The 16849-nt window shown below is 59.0% G+C and carries 18 protein-coding genes; 8 read left to right on the forward strand and 10 right to left on the reverse strand.

Features of this window, described 5'->3' with window-relative positions; genetic code table 11:
- Positions 1-213: 213 nt before the first annotated feature.
- Positions 214-480 carry a sporulation transcriptional regulator SpoIIID gene (gene spoIIID / locus H8699_RS00120; protein ID WP_138295604.1) on the reverse strand — a complete coding sequence of 89 codons (267 nt, stop codon included), beginning with the start codon at positions 478-480 and terminating at the stop codon, positions 214-216.
- A 159-nt stretch (positions 481-639) separates the two neighbouring features.
- Positions 640-1626, reverse strand: coding sequence for an aldo/keto reductase (locus H8699_RS00125; protein WP_249283936.1), 987 nt, complete (start codon positions 1624-1626; stop codon positions 640-642).
- A 266-nt stretch (positions 1627-1892) separates the two neighbouring features.
- Here H8699_RS00125 and H8699_RS00130 point away from each other — a divergent pair, with 266 nt between their 5' ends.
- From H8699_RS00130 to glmS, 8 genes are all read left to right on the forward strand, one after another.
- On the forward strand, positions 1893-3008 hold the full coding sequence (locus tag H8699_RS00130) for an AbrB family transcriptional regulator (RefSeq protein WP_138295602.1): 1116 nt from the start codon (positions 1893-1895) through the stop codon (positions 3006-3008).
- A gap of 168 nt (positions 3009-3176) precedes the next feature.
- On the forward strand, positions 3177-4412 hold the full coding sequence (locus H8699_RS00135) for a nickel pincer cofactor-dependent isomerase, group 22 (RefSeq protein WP_249283937.1): 1236 nt from the start codon (positions 3177-3179) through the stop codon (positions 4410-4412).
- A gap of 15 nt (positions 4413-4427) precedes the next feature.
- Positions 4428-5453 (forward strand): 4-hydroxythreonine-4-phosphate dehydrogenase PdxA, encoded by a 1026-nt coding sequence (pdxA, locus tag H8699_RS00140; protein ID WP_249283938.1) that lies wholly within the window; start codon positions 4428-4430, stop codon positions 5451-5453.
- Positions 5450-6661: a four-carbon acid sugar kinase family protein gene (locus H8699_RS00145; protein ID WP_249283939.1), complete on the forward strand. Its 1212-nt coding sequence runs from the start codon at positions 5450-5452 to the stop codon at positions 6659-6661. The genes pdxA and H8699_RS00145 overlap by 4 nt, the downstream gene beginning before the upstream one ends.
- 136 nt (positions 6662-6797) lie before the next feature.
- Complete coding sequence (gene glnA, locus H8699_RS00150) at positions 6798-8129, forward strand: type I glutamate--ammonia ligase (RefSeq protein ID WP_249283940.1); 1332 nt, start codon at positions 6798-6800, stop codon at positions 8127-8129.
- Between the two features lie 85 nt (positions 8130-8214).
- Positions 8215-8859, forward strand: a complete 645-nt coding sequence (hisH, locus tag H8699_RS00155; protein WP_249283941.1) for an imidazole glycerol phosphate synthase subunit HisH — start codon at positions 8215-8217, stop codon at positions 8857-8859.
- Entirely contained in the window at positions 8849-9613 is a 765-nt protein-coding gene (hisF, locus tag H8699_RS00160) for an imidazole glycerol phosphate synthase subunit HisF (protein WP_249283942.1), read from the forward strand. The genes hisH and hisF overlap by 11 nt, the downstream gene beginning before the upstream one ends.
- 131 nt (positions 9614-9744) lie before the next feature.
- Positions 9745-11583 carry a glutamine--fructose-6-phosphate transaminase (isomerizing) gene (glmS, locus tag H8699_RS00165; RefSeq protein ID WP_249283943.1) on the forward strand — a complete coding sequence of 613 codons (1839 nt, stop codon included), beginning with the start codon at positions 9745-9747 and terminating at the stop codon, positions 11581-11583.
- Between the two features lie 57 nt (positions 11584-11640).
- Here the strand turns inward: glmS and H8699_RS00170 are convergent, their stop codons facing one another.
- The 8 genes from H8699_RS00170 to H8699_RS00205 form a co-directional block, all read right to left on the reverse strand.
- A complete protein-coding gene (locus H8699_RS00170) occupies positions 11641-12567 on the reverse strand; it encodes a Ppx/GppA phosphatase family protein (RefSeq protein WP_249283944.1) in 927 nt (308 codons plus the stop codon).
- A gap of 55 nt (positions 12568-12622) precedes the next feature.
- Complete coding sequence (locus H8699_RS00175; RefSeq protein ID WP_138295593.1) at positions 12623-13036, reverse strand: S1 RNA-binding domain-containing protein; 414 nt, start codon at positions 13034-13036, stop codon at positions 12623-12625.
- Between the two features lie 58 nt (positions 13037-13094).
- Complete coding sequence (locus tag H8699_RS00180; protein ID WP_147518103.1) at positions 13095-13379, reverse strand: FtsB family cell division protein; 285 nt, start codon at positions 13377-13379, stop codon at positions 13095-13097.
- 108 nt (positions 13380-13487) lie between these two features.
- Positions 13488-13856: a spore cortex biosynthesis protein YabQ gene (yabQ, locus tag H8699_RS00185; protein ID WP_249283945.1), complete on the reverse strand. Its 369-nt coding sequence runs from the start codon at positions 13854-13856 to the stop codon at positions 13488-13490.
- A 15-nt stretch (positions 13857-13871) separates the two neighbouring features.
- Positions 13872-14174 carry a sporulation protein YabP gene (yabP, locus tag H8699_RS00190; RefSeq protein WP_207670685.1) on the reverse strand — a complete coding sequence of 101 codons (303 nt, stop codon included), beginning with the start codon at positions 14172-14174 and terminating at the stop codon, positions 13872-13874.
- 239 nt (positions 14175-14413) lie between these two features.
- A complete protein-coding gene (locus H8699_RS00195; RefSeq protein WP_249283946.1) occupies positions 14414-15061 on the reverse strand; it encodes a bifunctional 2-keto-4-hydroxyglutarate aldolase/2-keto-3-deoxy-6-phosphogluconate aldolase in 648 nt (215 codons plus the stop codon).
- Between the two features lie 31 nt (positions 15062-15092).
- A complete protein-coding gene (locus H8699_RS00200) occupies positions 15093-15899 on the reverse strand; it encodes a DUF3226 domain-containing protein (RefSeq protein ID WP_249283947.1) in 807 nt (268 codons plus the stop codon).
- A 3-nt stretch (positions 15900-15902) separates the two neighbouring features.
- Positions 15903-16808, reverse strand: a complete 906-nt coding sequence (locus H8699_RS00205) for an AAA family ATPase (RefSeq protein ID WP_249283948.1) — start codon at positions 16806-16808, stop codon at positions 15903-15905.
- Positions 16809-16849: the final 41 nt, after the last annotated feature.

Consider the following 16849-nt stretch of genomic DNA (forward strand, 5'->3'; position numbering starts at 1 on the left):
CCTTTATTCCATCGACAAATTCTGCACGCCCGGCCGCGCCGGGCCCTTTTATCATGCGCACATTTCAAATATCTTACACATTACAAAACCGGCCCGCCTGCCTTCACGGGGGCCTGTCCCATAAATCTCAAATAAAGAAACAGGAAAAAGCTCCTGTTTCTCAATTTCTTTATCATTTTACCAACTTCACCCCTACAATGCAAGAGAGGGGTTTTAAACTTTATGTAACAATCTCTGCTGCTGGTATTTAAGGCAGGTAGCCTGCCCGCCGCGGATATGCCGCTCGGCCTTGTTCACGGCCAGGATATGGTTGACCTGCGCAGAGAGTTCCCGGTTGATGTGGGGCAGCCGTTCGATCAGGTCTTTATGCGTGGTGCTCTTGCTGGTACCAAACACTTTAGCAGCCGCGCGCACGGTAGCGCCGTTCTCCACGATATACTCCGCAGTTTTGATGACCCTTTCCTCTATGTAATCTTTCATACTCAAATCCGTCCCCTCTCCATACATAATGCCCTGATTCAGGGTTATGCAGGGCCGGGAGGGAATATGAAAACAGCGAAGCGGGGATTTAGGATGAATCTTTAAAAGGTAAAGAAAAGAGCGCCGGTCATCCGGCGCTCTCATCCTTACCAATCGATCTTATTTTTTAGACTGACGCTTGACGTGCGCCCCCTGGCCCACCGTCTCCTCGATGGCCTTATTGATGCGCGCAAACTCCTCGTCACTGAGCGACCAGCTCATGGCCGCACAGTTCTCGTTGGCCTCGGCCACGTTGCGCACGCCCATGATCGCGGTAGATACCAGCGGATGCTGGGTAGACCAGTTGACCGCCACCTGCGCTACCGGCACGTTGCCGTGGGCCGCGGCGATATCATCCAGCGTCTCCAGCAGCTTCATGGTCCTGGAGAACATGGGCTCGGAGAAGTAATCGTGATAGAAGGTCGCGCGGCGGTCCTTCTCGTCAAACTTGGGGATCTCACGGATGGTACCGGTCAGGATGCCAGCGCCAAGAGACCCATAGGTCATGGTCGCCATGCCATGGTCCACCACCCACTGCATGGTCTCTTCCGCCGTGCGGTTGACCATGGAATAGGGCAGCTGCGCCATGGCCACCTGGCCATACTTGTTGGCTTCTTCCATCATGGCCTCGTCATGGTTGGAAAGGCCGATGTAGCGGATCTTGCCGGCTTTTTGCAGATCGGTCAACGCGCCCATCATCTCCTCGATGGAGTGCTCAAAATCCGGCCAGTGGGCGATATACAGATCGATGCAGTCGATCCCCAAGCGGCGCAGGGAATCGTCCACCTCTTTCATAATGCTCTCACGGCCGTTGTTGCGCACGGAAGGGGCATTCACGCCGTTGGGCCAGGTAGAGCCAAACTTCGTCGCGATCATCACCTTGTCGCGCAGGCCCTTGATCGCCTGACCGACCACCTCTTCAGAGTGGCCAAAGCCATAGATCGGGGCAGTATCGATAAAGTTAACGCCGTTATCCACCATGGCGTGGATGGCTTCGATGGAATCCTTGGTATTCACGTCGCCCCAGCCATCGGCGCCGATGGCCCAGGTGCCCACCGTAATCGACGAAATGTTCATGTCAGTATTCGGGATCTTTTTGTAACGCATGATATCCTCCTCAAATTTTCCTACTGTCCTACAAACGCTTGAGCTTTCCCCTGAACAGCCTTTTAAAATGATGTTTATAAAGGCTATCCGCTATTTATATTATAACGTTTTTGCCAATTCTGCAAGTAGTGAGCAGCACAAATTCATTCTTCACCCCATTTAGGCTTTTGTAAGGTTGCATCCAGGGCGAAAGCATGTTACTCTACCAATTGTTCACATTTTTGTTTTTGCATCCAGATGTTCATTAAAAGCGAGGCGCATGATCCATGTCCCCAACACTATCTTTTATCTGTACGCTGGCCGTAGCCACGGTGGGCGGGCTGCTGGCCCGCAAATTCAAATTGCCGGCGGGCGCCATATTGGGCTCTATGGTCGCGGTCATCATCTTTAACCTGACGACAGGGTACGGCGTGGTCCCCACCGAGTTCCGCCCGGTTTTGCAGACCCTGTCCGGCGCGCTGGTAGGGTACCGCATCACCAAAAGCGATGTGATCGGGATGAAGACGCTGCTGTTGCCTGCGCTGATCCTGGTGGCTGGGATGATCGCGCTTAACATCGTCATCGGCATCATCGTTCACTATATCGGCGGTATCGATTTTGCGACAGCGCTTTTTGCCAGCTGCCCGGGCGGCGTTACGGACATTGCCCTGATCGCTGACGAACTGGGGGCCGATACGGCCAAGGTCGGCTTTATGCAGGCGGTGCGGCTACTTTCGCTGCTGGCGGTATACCCGGTGCTCTTTAGCATCATCGGCAAAAAGGGGCTAAACCTCCCCTACCGTCAGCTCAAGGCTAAAAAGGCCGGTAAGGCCGCGCAGCAGGAGCAGGAGGTATTTAAGGAGGAAGAACCTGCCGCCCCCGCGCCGGAGGAACCCGCTAAAACGCGGTACGCCGGCTATATCCTGACCTTTTCCATCGCGATCGCCGGCGCGCTGCTGGGGCTGTGGAGCGGGATCTCGGCCGGTGCGCTGATCGGCGCGATGTTCGCCACGGCGGCTTTCAACACCTTTACCGGGCGGCTGCGCTTCCCAAACCCCGCCCGGGTGATCGTACAGATCTGCGCCGGCGCCTTTGTCGGGGCCCGCATGGGGCCGGATATGGTGGCAACGCTGGGGCAGCTCCTGCTCCCCACGCTTGTGATGGTGGTCGGGATGATCCTCTGTTCGCTGGCCATCGGGCTGATCATGTATCGCTTTTGCGGGATGAACTTTATCTCCTCCATCATGTCCTGCGCGCCGGGCGGGTTGACGGAGATGATCGTCTTTGCCGAGGACCTGGAATGCGACCTGCCGCGGGTGGCCATGCTGCACACCATCCGCGTGGTCATGGTCTTTACCCTTATGCCCACGCTGCTGGGCAGCCTGGCCGCGATGCTCACCTGACCCAATAGCCAAACGCCCGGGCCTAAGGCCTCCGGGCGTTTTCTTTATTGAATTCCCGCAGGGCCTGCGCTAGAATGAGCTTGTGGCTATTTAAAAACGTCCTTTCGTTTCTACGCGCGTCTATATTGGCTCAGATAAAATCAATACCGTATAAGGAGGCTTATGCACATGTTCAACCCCAATATGGTGCCGGTACGCCAGCAGTTCAACGCCCAGCATATCGATAACATCTCCGAAGCCGCCGCAAAGGCCCTGTCCGCCAAAGGAGATTGGGTTCATCCCGGCGAGAAGATCGCCATCGCCGTGGGCAGCCGCGGGGTGGCCAATATCGCCAAAGTAACCCGCGCGGTCTGCGATTTCGTGCGCGCCAAGGGCGCCCAGCCCTTTATCTTCCCGGCGATGGGCAGCCATGGCAACGCCACCTCGGAGGGGCAGCGCGAGGTACTGGCCGGCTATGGCGTAACGGAGGAAGCCATGGGCGCGCCCATCGTTTCCAGCCTGAAGGTCGAGCGCATCCCCTCCGAGCTGCCCATGCCGGTTTACATGGACGCCCATGCTTTGGCGGCGGATGGCACGGTCGTCATCAACCGTATCAAGCCCCATACGGATTTTCACGGCGATTATGAAAGTGGATTGATGAAGATGTGCGTGATCGGTACCGGGAAGCACGCCCAGGCGCTGGCCGTGCACCGCTATGGGGCAGACGGCCTGCGGGACTATATCCCCCAGATCGCCCGGGAGGTCCTGAAAAAGGCCAATGTGCGCCTCGGCATCGGTCTGGTGGAAAACGCTTATGACCAGACTATGCTGCTTGAAGCGCTGACCCCCGAGGAGATCCCCACACGAGAACCGGAACTTTTGGAGATCGCCAAGGCCAACATGCCCCGCCTGCCGGTGGACGCGCTGGATATTTTGCTGATCGACCAAATGGGCAAGGATATCTCGGGCGTGGGGATCGATACCAATATCATCGGCCGCATGGGCATTCCCGGCCAGCCGGAGCCCGCCGCCCCCCGCATCAAGCGCATCACCGTTTCCCGCCTGACGCCCGGCGCCCACGGCAACGCCATCGGCATGGGCCTGGCGGATTTCTGTACGCAGGAGCTGATGGACGGCATCGACTGGGCGGCCACCTATGAAAATACGGTGACCAGCACCTTCCTCTCCCGCGGCAACCTGCCCCTGGTGGCCAAGGACGAGGCGCAGGCCTTTGCCTGGGCGCTGCGCACCATTGGCACCACGCAGGCCCACGACGCGCGGATCATCCGCATCCGGGATACGCTGCATCTAAGTGAGTTTTGGGTGAGCGAGGCGCTGTGGCACGCGCTGGCGGGCGGTAACCTTGAACAGACCGGCCCCGCCCAGCCCCTGCTGGACGAGGCGACCGGCCGCTACCGCGGCTAAGGGGAGGAAATAAGGATGGATAGACCGATCATCGCCATTACCATGGGAGATCCTGCTGGTATCGGCCCGGAGATCTGCATCAAGGCCTGTCTGGATGCCAGCGTCCAGGCGGTATGTCGCCCGCTTGTAATCGGCTGCCCCGCGCGCCTGGCGCAGGCGGCTGAGGTGCTGGGGCTGGATGTGCCGATCCTGCAGGTGGCCCGACCGGAAGAGATGACCGACAACCCGCGGCAGATCGCCGTTTACGATATCGGTATTAACTGCGGGGATATCGCCTGGGGGCAGGTGCAGAAAAAAGCCGGATTGGCAGCCTACACGGCCGTGGAAAAGGCCGTACGCCTGGCGCAAAGCGGCCAGGTACAGGCTACGGTCACTGCCCCGCTGAATAAGGAGGCGCTGCACCTGGCGGGCATCCCCTTCCCCGGCCATACCGAAATCTACGCGCATTTGACCGGTACGCGCGACTTTGCCATGATGCTGGCCGATGGGGACCTGCGGGTGATCCACGTATCCACCCACGTTTCCCTGCGCGAAGCCTGCGACCGGGCGACCCGTGCACGGGTGCTGCGCACCATCCAACTGGCCTATGAAGCGCTAAAGCAGATGGGCATCGAAGACCCGGTGATCGGCGTCGCGGGATTGAACCCCCACGCCGGGGAAAACGGGCTTTTCGGCCGCGAGGAGCTGGACGAGATCATCCCCGCCATCCAGGATGCCAATGCCCTGGGCATCCATGCGGTCGGGCCCGTGCCGCCGGATACGGTCTTTGCCAAGGCCATTGGCGGGGCTTATGATATGGTCGTGGCCATGTACCACGATCAGGGGCATATCCCCGTTAAGGTCAAAGGCTTTCAAATGGATAAAAAGACCGGCGCTTTTACCAGCGTGCGCGGGATCAATATGACGCTGGGGCTGCCTATCATCCGCGTTTCAGTCGATCACGGCACGGCCTTTGACCAGGCCGGCAAGGGCACCGCCAGCGACGAAAGCCTGCGCGAGGCCCTCTATCTGGCCGCACGCTTTGCCGGAGGGCGGGCATGATCGGCCCGGGCTGCGGCATCCTGGCCGACGATCTTTCCGGCGCGCTGGACGCGGGGGCGGCGCTGCGCAAAAGCGGCGTGCGCACCCTGGTCTTCTGGGATGAACAGGGACTCTCCGCCGCCCCGCGGGATGCGGCCCTGGTCTTTGATACCGAGAGCCGGAACATTGAAAAAGCGCGGGCTGCCCAGCGTGTACGCACAGCCGTTGCGGCGCTGAAGGCTGCCGGTTTTCCCCTTGGCTATAAAAAGGTGGATTCGACCCTGCGCGGCCACGTGGGCAGCGAGCTGCTCGCCGCAATAGAGGCGGCAGCTTACCCCGGCGCGCTGCTGTGCCCCGCGCTGCCTGCTCAAGGCCGCACGGTAGAAAATGGGCGCTTGCTGGTAAAGGGCTTGCCCCTTCATCAAACCGAGTTTGGGCAGGACCCGCTCTTTACCCTGCATACCAGTTCGGTCGCCGATATCTTGACCCAGGACGCACCCATCACCGTTTCCGCCCTATCCGCCGGGGATGTGCAGGCACAGGTCTACACTGGCGACGCGCAAAGCGACGAGGCGCTTGCCAGCTTAGCAAAGGTGGCATTTGAAAAGGGATGGCTGCCGGTGGGATCCGCCGGGCTGATGGCCCAGTGCGTACAACCACAAAATCCCCCTACCCCCTGCGGCGCCTACCGGGGTGGTAACGGACATATCGCCATCCTGTCGGCCAGCCCTTCCGCGCTCTCCCAGGCGCAGCTGCGCGCGCCGGGTCGTTCGCTGCAGCTGCTCCAGGCCGACCAGGAGGCGCTTTTGAGTGGAGGGCAGACGCAGTGCGAGGCCCAGCGCCTCGCCGCCGCTGCCGCAGACGCGCTGAAGGCAGGCGATGTGGCGGTGGATCTTACCGGCCCCAGCAAAACGGAGATCACCGCTTTAGGGCTGCCCGCGGCAGAGATCGCCCGGCGCAGCAGCCTGATCCTCACTGCCGTTCGGCTAATCGCCCCCGCCCTTTTCGGCGCCTCCACCCTGATCCTCTTTGGCGGGGATACCACGCGCGCCGCGCTGGAGGCCGGCGCTTCCGGCGTCGAACTGACGGGGGAGGCTGAAAGCCAAATCCCCCTCTCCCGGGTGATGGGCGGCCGTTGGGACGGGCAGCGGATCATTACCAAGGCCGGCGGCTTCGGCGGCGAGGCGCTGCTTTGCCGCCTGCTGGCCCGGCAAGAATTGCGCAATTAAAGAAAAGCCCTGCCTGGCGCAGGGCTTAATAGTTGCATTTTACCCAATTTTTCGCTTATAATATATTGAATTAAAATGCGAATATGGCGGTGTAGAACGCCGCTCTATCCTAAATTTATCACGAGGGAGGCCATCCATGCCTACATTTGACAAGGAAAAGCTGCTAAAACTGGTACAGGAGAACGAGATCGGTTTTATCCGTCTGCAATTCACGGATATTTTAGGCTCGCTCAAAAATATCGCCATCCCCGCCAAGCAATTGGAAAAGGCGCTCAACAACCAGATCATGTTTGACGGCTCCTCCATCGAAGGGTTCGTGCGTATTGAGGAGTCCGATATGTATCTGCGGCCGGATCTTAGCACCTTTGCGGTGCTGCCGCTCCAGTCGGAGCGGGCTAAGGTCGCCCGGCTGATCTGCGATGTATATACCACCGAGGGGGTGCCCTTTGAGGGCGACCCGCGCAATGTTCTAAAACGCGCCCTGGCCCGGGCTGAAAAGCTGGGCTACGCCTGCCAGGTGGGGCCAGAGCTGGAGTTTTTCCTCTTTTTAACGGATAAGGATGGTAAGCCCCTGGTCCAGACGCAGGATGACGCGGGGTATTTCGACCTGGGCCCGGTCGACCTGGGCGAAAGCGCCCGGTGCGATATGTGCCTGGCGCTGGAAGAGTTGGGCTTTGAGATCGAAGCCTCCCATCACGAAGCGGCCCACGGGCAGCATGAGATCGATTTTAAATACGGCTCCGCCCTGCGCATTGCCGATGATATTATGACCTTTAAGCTGGTGGTCAAATCCGTGGCCATGCGCCACGGGTTGCACGCCACCTTTATGCCCAAGCCGATCTTCGGCATCGCGGGCAGCGGCATGCACGTCAATATTTCCCTGACCAAAGATGGGAAAAACGCCTTTTATGATGAGAACGACCCGATGCAGCTCTCCAAGGAGGCCTATCACTTTATCGCGGGCCTGCTGGAGCACGCGCGGGGAACGGCGCTGATCACCAATCCCCTGGTCAACTCCTACAAGCGCCTGGTGCCGGGCTATGAGGCGCCGGTGTATATCGCCTGGTCTGCCCACAACCGCAGCCCGCTGATCCGCATCCCTTCGGCCCGTAAGGCGGGCACCCGCGTGGAGGTGCGAAACCCCGACCCCAGCGCTAACCCCTATCTTGCCCTGGCAGTTTTGATCAACGCGGGCCTGGATGGGATCGAGCGGGAGCTGATGCCCCCCGCCAGTACGGACAGCAATATCTACGATATGTCCGAGGATGAGCGCAAAGCCGCCGGTATCGAGAACCTGCCCGCCGGGCTGGACGAGGCCATCGCAGCCTATAAGCAGGACCCCCTGCTGCGCCAGTGCCTGGGCCATCACGTTTTTTACCGCTATCTGGATGCAAAGGTGGCCGAGTGGGACGATTACCGGGTGCAGATCCATCCCTGGGAGATCGACCATTACCTGAGCAAAAACTAAAACCCCAAACCTGCGGCCCCGTTGCCGCAGGTTTTTACCGTTTAGCCCGTAATGGGCTTTTGAACTTGAGAAAGCGGGGATACAAATGATCGCCATCGTCGATTATGGCATGGGTAACCTGCGCAGCGTGGAAAAGGCGCTGCAATACCTGGGCTTTGAGGCCAAGCGCACCGCCGATCCCGGCGAGGTTGCGGCGGCCAGCCACATCATCCTGCCGGGCGTGGGCGCCTTTCGCGACGCCATGCGCGCCTTGACCGATACGGGGCTTATCGAAACCATGCTGCAAGCGGTCAACCGCGGCACGCCCTTTTTGGGGATCTGCCTGGGGATGCAGATGATGTTTGAAAAAAGCTATGAGGACGGCCAATGGCAGGGGCTGGGCCTTTTGCCGGGCGAGATCACCTTATTTGAGGAAAAACCCGGCCTTAAAGTGCCCCATATGGGCTGGAACAGCCTGCACCTGAACCCCTGTCCCCTGTTTAAGGGTTTGAAGGAGGGGGATAGCGTCTACTTCGTCCACTCCTATCACCTGCCCTACCGGGCGGGCGCGGACTATATTGCCGCGACGACCGATTATGGCGGGCCCTTTATCAGCGCCGTGCAAAAGGGCAACCTTTTCGGCCTGCAGTTCCATCCCGAAAAGAGCGGGCAGGTCGGTTTACAGATGCTGAAAAACTTTGGCGAGCTGAAAAACGCCAAAAACGAGGAGGGCGCGGTTTATGCTGGCTAAAAGGATCATCCCCTGTCTGGACATCCGGGGCGGCCGGGTGGTCAAGGGCGTTAACTTTGTCGGCATCCGGGATGCCGGCGACCCTGTGGAGGCCGCCAAGCGCTATGACCAGGAGGGCGCGGACGAGTTGGTGCTGCTGGATATCGACGCTTCCACGGAGGGGCGGTTGGCGATGCTGGACATCGTGGCCAGCACGGCCGAGCAGGTCTTTATCCCCTTTACGGTGGGCGGCGGTATTTCCAGCATCAGCGAGATAAGGGAAATATTGCTGCGCGGGGCGGATAAGGTATCTTTAAATTCGCTGGCGCTGCGCAACCCGGATTTTATCGAGGAGGCGGCGCTGCGCTTTGGCCGGCAATGCATCGTACTGGCGGTCGATGTCAAGCGCAAAGAGGACGGCAGCGGCTGGGAGGTCTATGCCTACGGCGGCAAAAAGCCCACTGGGCGGGACGCGCTGGAATGGATCGCCTACGGGGTTTCCCGCGGCGCGGGCGAGGTACTGCTCACCAGCATGGATGCCGACGGTACCAAGGCCGGGTTTGACCTGGAGGTGACCCGCCGCGTCAGCCAGCTGGTTTCCGTGCCGGTAATCGCCTCGGGCGGCGCGGGCAGCAAGGAGCACTTTTTGGATGTGCTGCAGCCCGGCATGGCGGATGCGGCCCTGGCGGCCTCTCTTTTCCACTTTCAGGAGCTGCCCATTCCAGAGTTAAAGGCTTATTTGGCGCAAAACCATATACCGGTACGGCTGGTTTAGCGCTTTTACAATTTATTTAAAGGTCTCATCCTTTACGAAAGATGTTGATTCCTGTTATAATCTAGGTTAATGACGCGTAAAAATGGAATGAATTATATGCTATTTAGTTGATATTTTAAGGAGGCTTTACTATGTGTGGCATCGTCGGATACATCGGCTCACGCCCCGCAACGCCCATATTGCTCAGCGGCTTGGCGCGCTTGGAGTACCGCGGCTATGACTCAGCCGGCATCGCCGTTTACGACGGCGAAAAAATCGAGATCTGCAAGGCGAAGGGCCGCCTGCAAAACCTGCGTGAGCGCCTGGAGGGGCACCCCTGCGAGGGAACGATGGGCATCGGCCATACCCGCTGGGCCACGCATGGCGAGCCCAGCGACATCAACTCCCATCCCCACACCGATATGAAGGGCGAGATCGCCATCATTCATAACGGCATTATCGAAAACTATCTTCAGTTGAAAGAGTGGTTGCTGGAACAGGGCTGCCGCTTTGTTTCTGAGACCGATACGGAAGTAATCGTCCACCTGCTTAACCATTATTACGAAGGGGATATCCTTAAGACCATCTACAAGGTGCTCCCGCTGCTGCGCGGCTCCTTTGCGCTGGGCATTCTTTGCAAAAACGAGCCGGACGCGCTTTACTGCACCCGTAAGGATAGCCCGCTGGTGGTGGGCGCTACCGATCATGGCAGCTTTATGGCCTCGGATATCCCGGCCATTTTGGAGTACAGCCGGGATGTGTACCTGATGGACGACCTGGACGTGGCGGTGCTGCGCCGGGACGGCATCCAGTTCTACAACGCTTTTGCGGATCCCATTGAGAAAGAGGTCATGCATATCGATTGGACGATCAAAACGGCTGAAAAAGGCGGATACGAGCATTTTATGCTCAAGGAGATCCACGAGCAGCCCACGGCGCTGCGGGATACCCTGCTGCCGCTGATCAACCATCAGGAGGGCGAGGCCCCCAGCCTGCGCGAGGATATGATGCCTCTGGGCGCGGATGAGGTGCGCAAGATCGAGCATATCTCCATTCTGGCCTGCGGCACGGCCAGCCATGCCGGACTGATCGGCAAGGCGATGATCGAGAAATATGCGCGCATCCCCGTGGATGTGGATATCGGCTCGGAATACCGCTACCGCGATCCCATCGTACAGCCCAACACCCTGTTTATCGTCATCAGTCAGTCCGGCGAAACGGCGGATACCATTGCCGCCCTGCGGGATGCCCAGCAAAAGGGCGCTACAGTCCTGGCCATTACCAACGTGGTGGGCAGCACCATCTCCCGCGAGGCCGATAAGGTGATCTACACCTGGGCCGGGCCCGAGATCGCCGTGGCCTCTACCAAAGCGTATATCTCCCAGCTGATGGTACTGTATGTGTTGATGCTGGACTTCTGCCTCAAACGGGGCAAAATGGATGCAGCCCAGGTCAGCGGCATCCTTGGCGAGCTGTTGGAGCTGCCCCAGAAGGCCCAGCTGATCCTGGATCAAAAGGACGCCGTCCAAAAGTTCGCCCATCAGTTTTTTGACCGCGAGCATGCCTTTTACCTGGGGCGCGGCGTAGATTATTCCCTGGCCATGGAGGCTTCGCTCAAGCTCAAGGAGATTTCCTACGTCCATTCTGAGGCCTATGCGGCGGGCGAGTTGAAGCACGGCACCATCGCCCTGATCGAGGAGGGCACCCTGGTCGTCGCCCTGGCAACGCAGGATGCCTTGTTTGAAAAGATGCTCAGCAACATTACCGAGGTTAAGGTACGCGGCGCCAAAGTGCTGGCCCTGGTCAACGACGGCAATCATCAGATCGATAACGAGGTGGATTACGTCTGGTACCTGCCCCCGGTATCCAACATGCTAGCGCCCATGCTGGCGATCATCCCCATGCAGTTGCTGGCCTATTACATCTCGCTGGAAAAGGGCTGCGATATCGACAAGCCCCGCAACCTAGCCAAGAGCGTAACGGTGGAATAAGCCCTATAAGAAAGCCCCTTCGGAACAATCCGAAGGGGCTTTTATTTATCCTTACGATTATTTAAGCGCATGTAATACCTTTTGGTAAAGATACCCTTCCAGATTATCGCTGTCCGATATCCGGATCTCGCCGATCACCAGCGCCTGCATCAGACTACTGGCAATGCCCGCGCCCGGCCCGATGATATCCGCGCGGTAAGGCGCTAGCCCTGGGATGCCCAGCCGCGCTTCCCGGTCCATCCGATACAGCTTGTCCGCCAGGCGGCCTGTGTCCCGGGCCGTCAGCATAAAATTCTGAACCTTTTCGGGCTGATATTGCCCAAGCCCCAGCTGCCACATGGCCAGCGTCGTCAGCGTGCCGGCTACACCCGTCCAACAGGGGGCGGGCAGCGCAAGTGCGGCGATCTCCTGGGCCAGGTTTCGGAACATCTCCTCCACGCCCGCCCGCAAAGCATCATAAGCCTGCACGCCAAAGCAGCCAAAGCGCTCCCCCGCCCGCACCGCGCCCATCTGCAAGCTGCGGGAAAATAAGGGCTTTCCATCACGCCCTATCAACACCTCCGTGCTTCCGCCGCCAATGTCGATCACGCCCTGTATCCCCGGGCGCAGGCCCACCGCGCCGCGAAAGGCTACCTGTGCCTCTTGCTCTCCGTCCAGTACATCCAGCGCTACGCCTGCCCGCTGCTGTAATAGGCTTATCAGCTCGTCCCGGTTGGCGGCGTCCCGCGTTGCGCTGGTCGCAAAGGCATAGATCTCTACCGCGCCCAAAGCCCTGGCCTGGCGGGCAAAGTCCGCAACGGCATCCGCTGCCCGCGCCATGGCGGCCTGCGACAAGTGCCCCAGCGCATCCACGCCTTCGCCTAATCTTACGCCCCGGATGTCCCGCGCCACTGGCTCAAGCTTTACCTTCTGTTCATCGGCATTGGCGACCAGCAGGCGCGCCGTCTGGGTGCCGATATCGATCACCGCAACTATTTTACGCATTAGATACCCCTTTCAAAAAAAGCATCCCCGAATATCTCGAGGATGCGTGTTGCTGCTATTTCCCGCGGCCAAAGGACGAACCGCGTTTTTTATTGGAGTGACGCCGCACATCTTGCTGGCGCTCCTCGCTATCCTTCATAAACCGGCTCATCAAATCGTCAAACGAGGCGTTTGAAGCCGGGCGGGCCGGCTTGTTCCAGGCCGGTACGGGTGGCGCTGTCGGCGCCTTTACAGGCTGTGCGCGCCGGATGGACAGGCTCAGCCTTCCATTTTCAGCGTCGTTTTTCATCACGCGCACCTTTACGGTCTGCCCGATCTTTAAGTGCTCGTTAATGTCTTTTACATAGCTGTCCGCCACTTCAGAGATGTGCACCATCCCCGTTTCGCCAGACTCCAGGCGGACAAAGGCCCCAAAATTTGTGATGCCTTCCACCTTGCCCTCGACAATTGCGCCTACTTCCATTGCCATAAAAACCCCGAATTTGCCCCCTTTAAGCCGTCAGTCTTAAAAAAGTCCCCTTAGGGCCTTAGTTATCTTCCATGAAGATGATCTCGTTTTCGCGCACCCAGCCCAGCTTATCCCGCGCCGCATTTTCGATATACTCGTCCGTCTTGGCAAATGCAATATCCCGTTCCAGCTGCTCGTTCGTCGCTTGCGCTTGGGCCATCTGATCCCGGATCGAGGCCATTTGCGCCGCCTGATCCCGCATCTGCACCTGTTGCTGTATCAATATAACCGCCACGTATACCATTACGGCACACGAGATTATCCACTTCAGCTTACGGCTCATCTTCCGCTTCGTCTTTGCCATCGTCTTTCCTCCAAGCCGTCTTTCCCCATATCTGCACAAAAGGAAACCAAACCTATGTTACAGACAGGTTAGCTTGTGTATTCGACGCTGGCAAATGAAAACCCTTCCTTACTTGGAAAAAATTTTGCGGATTGCCGCGATCGGCCCAAACCCGGCGATTTTACGCGCCACCGCCATGACTCCTCGCCATATGCCCAGCACGATGGGGCTAAAGCCGATCAGGTACAGCGCGCAGCCCAGCGCAAACCCCAGAATGGTAAAGGGGCGCACTTCCCCCTCGTTGGCGTAAAGCACCGCAAACAGCGCCACCGCCAGCACCACCGCCCAGTATACCAGATCCAGCAGAAAAGTCAGAACCCGGCCCAGGTGCAGGGTGCGGCGCATAATGCGCACGCCGTCGTACAATACGCCCATCGCCACGCCCGCACCTACCGTGCACAGAAAAACGTAGCCCTGGTTCACCGTCGCCATCAGCATAAGCGCTACCCCTCTTTATCTAAAGAAGCGGGACATCAGGCCTCCGCCGCCCTTTTGTGCGGGCTGGGCATCGTTATAGTCCGCCGCGGCGATCATCCCCTCGATCACCAGCTGCCCCTCGTCCAGGGAGAGCTTAGCGATGTGTAGATCTTGCCCCAATATGCTCAGGATGCCCACATCGGTCATCAGTACGACTTCTACCTCGTTAAAGCTGTCCACATCCTGCACACCGGTGATGACCACGCGCTCGCGGTTGTCGATCATAATCGTATGCTGCCGTACGCGCATAGGTTTTTTGTCATCCATCTCTCGATACATTTTCTCCAGCATCCTTCCAAAACCCGTTTATATGGGTTATTTGTATGGGTTTACTCCATTGGTATGCCCTGATATACCCGGATAGAACAAGCCCCGCTAAAGATTTACGGCCAATGGAATACCCCCCGCTCGATATACTTAAAGATATGCGCCCTGCGGAGAAAATAGAAAGGCCGCGGCGCATTCGCCACGGCCCATCGAGATATTTTTACGATAGATGAAGGATATACGCCCGCCCTTTACAGCGCCGCGCGCGCCGCTTGGATGTTTTGAATAAACGTACGGGCAACGCGGGTGATCTCGCCATAATCCCCCGTTTTTGCGCCGCCGGTCAACGAGCTGCCCGCGCCCACGGCTACCGCCCCGGCGCGGATCCACTCCGCCACGTTATCCGCCGTCACCCCGCCGGTGGGCATCATGCGCGCCTGAGGAACCGGGCCGGAGATCGCTTTGATGATCTTGGGGCCGAACAGCTCGCCCGGGAAGATCTTGATGATATCCGCCCCGGCTTCCATGGCCTCCACCACCTCTTTGACCGACATGCAGCCCGGCATGCAGGGGATGCGGTAGCGGTTGCAAAGGCGCACCGTATCTAAGTTCAAATAGGGGCTGACCACGTACTGCACCCCCTCCAGGATGGAGATGCGCGCCGTTTCCGGGTCCATTACCGTACCCGCGCCCAAAATGATCTCTCCCTTTTGATAGGTCCGGGCCAGATCGGCGATCACCTCTTTTGCACCGGGCACCGTAAAGGTGATTTCCAGCGCCGCTACGCCGCCCTCCAGACAGGCCTCGGCGATCCTGCGCGCGCTATCGGCATTTTCCGCCCGCACCACGGCCACCAGGCCCACGTCTCTGATCTTTTGCAATACAACTTCCTTATCCATCTACATGACCCCCGTTTTCTTTGGTTTCCATTCACTGTGCCCGCTCCAAAAATTCCGTAATAAAGCGGTAAAATCCATCCACCGCCGGGCTGCCCTCCCGCGTTTGCGGGCTGATCCACCCGTCCCGGTAGATCGAAATCTGGTTGGCCTTGCCAGGGTTAAAGACGTTGCCAACGCAGCCCACCAAAGCCTTGTTCAAATGGCTGGGTGGCTGAGAGCCCAGGCGCTTGCCCACCTTATCCATATAGTCCCTTGCCGCGCCGACGATCTCGGGAAAGGCGATATTGCCCCCGGAAATCAGCAAATCCTCCAGGGTTCCAGACTGCGCATCGTCCGGCAGCACGTAAACGCCGCCCCGCATCGAAACATCCAGCACCTTTTCTTTTCCCTCGTCAAATAAGCGGCGGGAAAAACATAAACCTTCGCCCTCGCGCTCCTGTTTGCGGGCGTCAGCATAGCCTAAGCGGCGATAGAAATGTTCCCGTGCCTCCTGGGCCGTCATCTCGTCGGCGTCGATCACCACGCCGATACCGCGGTACTGGCGCACATAGCGCTGCTGCATAGCGTAAAAGTCATCGTCTATGGTCTGGCATATCCGCCCGATGCCGCCAGCCATGCGCACGGCCACCCCCAGTTCGCCCCGGGTATAAAAGTAAGGGATGGGCGCGTCAGCCTCCAGATCGTCCCCCCAGAAAGGGAAGCGGGTGGGAATCATCGAGCGAAAGGCCGGCGGCAATTCCTTGGCGCGCCGGTGGTGCCAAAAGCCCTCCAGCCGCAGAATCTTACCAATAGCGGCCGCATCGTGCGCACCCTCAACTGCAAAATATACGTACCGCATCTCTCACCTCATATCCAGGCCTTGGAGCGCGCGCATTTCATACAGCCTGCGTCCGGAAAAGCGGCGTACCCGGGTGTACTCCTCCGCCTCCAGCCGGTAGCCCGCCAGGCCTTCGCCCTCCTCGCCCACGGCGTCCACCACCGCATCGATGGCGTCCAGGCTATGCGTCGTCACAAAGGCCTGCACCCGGTGTTTGCGGCACATTTTATAGAGCCACTCGCAAAAAACCGGCAGGGCGTTGGGGTGGATGGCCGCCTCGATCTCATCGATGAGCAGCAGCCCGCCCGGTACGCTGAGCAACGCGCAGCCGATGGCAAACGCCTTGCGCAGCCCATCCCCCACGGTGGCCAGTGGCGCATCGCCGATCTGCGCGCTGCGCGCAAAGGTGACGCCCGCCTCCTCCAGATAAACCGAGTGGATATGCGCATCAAAATCCTGCAGCAGTTCCAGAATATCCGCCTGCCAAGCCTCTTTAAACATGGGGATCCGCTCGTTCTCCCATCCATAATGGACGGCGGGGGAAATATAGCTTACCGGCATATCCAAAGGGTGCTGGCGGTAGAGCTGCTCTAAGCGTTCGACCTGCATACGCCGCCCGTCCACGCTGAGCTGAATGCGGGCCGCTCCGCCCAGGGCGATATTTTCGATGGCCAGGTCTACCTGCGCCCCTTCAACCAGGGCAGATATCTCGACCCGTGGCGCGGCTGCACTCACCGGCCCCTGAAAGGGCCGCTCGCTCCGGGTGCGTCTGGCCCCGCGCAGCTTGCCCAGCAGCGAAAGCGCCTCCAGGACCGACGTTTTACCCGAATTGTTCGCGCCCATCAGCAGGTTCAGCGTTTCACAGCCGTTAAACGCCACCCCGCGCAGCGCGCGGAACCCCTCAATGGTAAACTTTTGGATGTGCTGCATACCATCCCCTCTTTCCGCCTTACCGCTAAGGCTGTTTAGAG

The organism is Luoshenia tenuis, from assembly GCF_014384745.1.
GTDB lineage: Bacteria > Bacillota > Clostridia > Christensenellales.

Bases quoted from the DNA above. Each gene is read 5' to 3' on its own strand.
- H8699_RS00175 (WP_138295593.1), bottom strand. From the start codon at position 13,036: ATGGCAATGGAAGTAGGCGCAATTGTCGAGGGCAAGGTGGAAGGCATC.
- H8699_RS00135 (WP_249283937.1), top strand. From the start codon at position 3,177: ATGTTCAACCCCAATATGGTGCCGGTACGCCAGCAGTTCAACGCCCAG.
- yabP (WP_207670685.1), bottom strand. From the start codon at position 14,174: ATGTATCGAGAGATGGATGACAAAAAACCTATGCGCGTACGGCAGCAT.
- H8699_RS00130 (WP_138295602.1), top strand. From the start codon at position 1,893: ATGTCCCCAACACTATCTTTTATCTGTACGCTGGCCGTAGCCACGGTG.
- H8699_RS00180 (WP_147518103.1), bottom strand. From the start codon at position 13,379: ATGGCAAAGACGAAGCGGAAGATGAGCCGTAAGCTGAAGTGGATAATC.
- H8699_RS00205 (WP_249283948.1), bottom strand. From the start codon at position 16,808: ATGCAGCACATCCAAAAGTTTACCATTGAGGGGTTCCGCGCGCTGCGC.
- yabQ (WP_249283945.1), bottom strand. From the start codon at position 13,856: ATGCTGATGGCGACGGTGAACCAGGGCTACGTTTTTCTGTGCACGGTA.
- H8699_RS00125 (WP_249283936.1), bottom strand. From the start codon at position 1,626: ATGCGTTACAAAAAGATCCCGAATACTGACATGAACATTTCGTCGATT.
- pdxA (WP_249283938.1), top strand. From the start codon at position 4,428: ATGGATAGACCGATCATCGCCATTACCATGGGAGATCCTGCTGGTATC.
- H8699_RS00195 (WP_249283946.1), bottom strand. From the start codon at position 15,061: ATGGATAAGGAAGTTGTATTGCAAAAGATCAGAGACGTGGGCCTGGTG.
- hisF (WP_249283942.1), top strand. From the start codon at position 8,849: ATGCTGGCTAAAAGGATCATCCCCTGTCTGGACATCCGGGGCGGCCGG.
- hisH (WP_249283941.1), top strand. From the start codon at position 8,215: ATGATCGCCATCGTCGATTATGGCATGGGTAACCTGCGCAGCGTGGAA.
- glnA (WP_249283940.1), top strand. From the start codon at position 6,798: ATGCCTACATTTGACAAGGAAAAGCTGCTAAAACTGGTACAGGAGAAC.
- spoIIID (WP_138295604.1), bottom strand. From the start codon at position 480: ATGAAAGATTACATAGAGGAAAGGGTCATCAAAACTGCGGAGTATATC.
- H8699_RS00170 (WP_249283944.1), bottom strand. From the start codon at position 12,567: ATGCGTAAAATAGTTGCGGTGATCGATATCGGCACCCAGACGGCGCGC.
- H8699_RS00145 (WP_249283939.1), top strand. From the start codon at position 5,450: ATGATCGGCCCGGGCTGCGGCATCCTGGCCGACGATCTTTCCGGCGCG.
- H8699_RS00200 (WP_249283947.1), bottom strand. From the start codon at position 15,899: ATGCGGTACGTATATTTTGCAGTTGAGGGTGCGCACGATGCGGCCGCT.
- glmS (WP_249283943.1), top strand. From the start codon at position 9,745: ATGTGTGGCATCGTCGGATACATCGGCTCACGCCCCGCAACGCCCATA.